At 54.0% G+C, this 3190-nt stretch carries 2 rRNA genes (1 of these 2 only partly in view); both read right to left on the bottom strand.

What is annotated here, in order from left to right:
* Positions 1-170 precede the first annotated feature (170 nt).
* Positions 171-285, bottom strand: a 5S ribosomal RNA gene (gene rrf / locus ABVV53_RS03215).
* 137 nt (positions 286-422) lie between these two features.
* Positions 423-3190 (bottom strand): 23S ribosomal RNA (locus ABVV53_RS03210) (it continues 23 nt past the right edge of the window).

Raw genomic sequence — 3190 nt, 5'->3', positions numbered from 1 at the left:
CGATCCGGGCGGCGGGCTGCTCCACCCCGCGTGATTTGTGTGGCTGATGGTTCAGCCGGGTTGCGTCTGCTGGAGACGCGACGAGGGCCACGTGGGCCCTCTTTTAAGGCTTTGTCAGCCCTGATTTGTGAATGGGTTTTATCCGATGCGAGTTGCGCGCCTGCTTCAATGCCTGGCGACGTCCTACTCTTCCAACGCTTGAGCGTTAGTACCATTGGCGCTGTCAGGTTTCACGGCCGAGTTCGAGATGGGATCGGGTGGGTCACTGACGCTATGGCCACCAAGCAATGGAGCGGGCGCGCGTTTCGTATCGGGTTTTTAATCGATGGTCCGTGCAGTCTTTTGATGATGTGTATCTGGCTGGTTTATCGTCCGGATCAACGACGCTGCTTTTGGCAGGACTGTCATTGATGGTGGGATCCAACAAGCATGAACAGAGTGATTAGGACCGGTTAGCTCCACAAGTTACCCTGCTTCTACACCCGGCCTATCAACGTGATGGTCTATCACGACTCGATGATACCTAATCTCGAGGGAGGCTTCCCGCTTAGATGCTTTCAGCGGTTATCCCGTCCATGCATAGCTACCCTGCTGCGCGGCTGGCGCCACGACAGGTACACCAGAGGCATGTTCATCCCGGTCCTCTCGTACTAGGGACAACTCCTCTCAAGTATCGACGCCCACGGCAGATAGGGACCAAACTGTCTCGCGACGTTCTGAACCCAGCTCACGTACCACTTTAATTGGCGAACAGCCAAACCCTTGGGACCTGCTCCAGCCCCAGGATGTGATGAGCCGACATCGAGGTGCCAAACGATTCCGTCGATATGAGCTCTTGGGAATCATCAGCCTGTTATCCCCGGCGTACCTTTTATCCGTTGAGCGATGGCCCTTCCACGAGGGACCACCGGATCACTATGACCGACTTTCGTCTCTGCTCGACTCGTCAGTCTCGCAGTCAGGCAGGCTTATGCCATTGCACTCTTGCAGACGGTTTCCAACCGTCCTGAGCCTACCATCGCGCGCCTCCGTTACTCTTTAGGAGGCGACCGCCCCAGTCAAACTACCCGCCACAGAGGGTCCCTGCACCGGCTAACGGTGCGAGGTTAGACATCAGAAAACAACAGGGTGGTATTTCACCTATGGCTCCACGACAGCTGGCGCCGTCGCTTCAAAGCCTCCCACCTATGCTACACAGTTATTTCCTAATGCCACTCTGAAGCTGCAGTAAAGGTGCACGGGGTCTTTCCGTCTAACCGCGGGTACTCCGCATCTTCACGGAGAATTCAATTTCGCTGAGCATATCCTGGAGACAGTGGGGAAGTCGTTACGCCATTCGTGCAGGTCGGAACTTACCCGACAAGGAATTTCGCTACCTTAGGACCGTTATAGTTACGGCCGCCGTTTACTCGGGCTTCAATTCGGAGCTTGCACTCCTCCTCTTAACCTTCGAGCACCGGGCAGGCGTCACACCCTATACGTCGTCTTGAAGCCGACTTAGCAGAGTGCTGTGTTTTTGCTAAACAGTCGCTACCCCCTGGCCTGTGCCCCCTGCTACTGCTTGCGCAATAACAGGGCCTCCTTCTTCCGAAGGTACGGAGGCAATTTGCCGAGTTCCTTCAGGATACTTCTCTCAAACGCCTTGGTATACTCTACCTGACCACCTGTGTCGGTTTCGGGTACGGTCTATACGGTGGGGCTATTTCCTGGAACCATTTCGAAGCCTGACCAATCCAATAAGGTCAGACAACACACATGATCCGTCACACACCACCAGGCCCACGAATATTAACGTGGTTCCCATCGACTACCCCCTTCGGGCTCGTCTTAGGGGCCGGCTCACCCTGCTCAGATTAGCTTTAAGCAGGAACCCTTGGTCTTTCGGCGAGAGGGTGTCTCACCCTCTTTATCGCTACTCATGTCAGCATTCGCACTTCCGATACGTCCACGCTCGGTTACCCTTGCGCTTCATCCGCTTACGGAACGCTCCGCTACCGCGTGATCGTAAACGATCACACCCTAAGCTTCGGTGCATCACTTGAGCCCCGTTACATTTTCGCCGCAGGAACCCTTATTTAGACCAGTGAGCTGTTACGCTTTCTTTAAAGGATGGCTGCTTCTAAGCCAACCTCCTGGTTGTTTTGGGATTCCCACATGCTTTCCCACTTAGTGATGACTTGGGGACCTTAGCTGTAGGTTAGGGCTGTTTCCCTTTTGACGACGGACCTTAGCACCCGCCGTCTGTCTGCCGGACTAGACTCGTTGGTATTCGGAGTTTGGTTAGGTTTGGTAGATCTCGCGACCCCCTAGCCCATCCAGTGCTCTACCCCCAACGGCAATCATCCGACGCTCTACCTCAATAGATTTCGCGGAGAACCAGCTATTTCCCGGCTTGATTGGCCTTTCACCCCTAAACACAACTCATCCGAGAATTTTTCAACATTCAACGGTTCGGTCCTCCAGTGCGTGTTACCGCACCTTCAACCTGGTCATGCCTAGATCGCCGGGTTTCGGGTCTAATTCATCGAACTCATGCGCCCTATTCAGACTCGCTTTCGCTACGCCTACACCTAACGGCTTAAGCTTGCTCGATAAATTAAGTCACTGACCCATTATGCAAGAGGTACGCTGTCACTCCCTATGGAGCTCCAACTGCTTGTAAGCATTCGGTTTCAGGTACTGTTTCACTCCCCTCATCGGGGTGCTTTTCACCTTTCCCTCACGGTACTTGTTCGCTATCGGTCATGTACGAGTATTTAGGCTTGGAGGGTGGTCCCCCCATGTTCAGACAGGATTTCACGTGTCCCGCCCTACTCGAGTCCTTCATTATCACTTTCGCATACGGGGCTGTCACCCGCTATGGCCACTCTTCCCAAAGTGTTCTGCTAGTTGAAATGAAGGCACTGGCCTGGTCCGCGTTCGCTCGCCACTACTAACGGAATCTCGGTTGATGTCTTTTCCTCCGGGTACTTAGATGTTTCAGTTCCCCGGGTTCGCTTCACCAAGTCTATGTATTCAACTCGGTGATACCTTATCCACCTCACTCAACCGTCGCGAACGACGTTCGAATGAAATGGTGAAGGTGGGTTTCCCCATTCGGAAATCGCCGGATCAAAGTTTGCTCACAACTCCCCGACGCTTATCGCAGCGTGCCACGTCCTTCATCGCCTGTACATGCCAAGGCATCCAC

Origin of the sequence: Novosphingobium kalidii, assembly GCF_040534015.1 — a bacterium.
GTDB classification, from domain to species: domain Bacteria; phylum Pseudomonadota; class Alphaproteobacteria; order Sphingomonadales; family Sphingomonadaceae; genus Novosphingobium; species Novosphingobium kalidii.
Note: the sequence above shows the minus strand (reverse complement) of the source record. Positions and strands in the feature narration are given on the sequence as shown.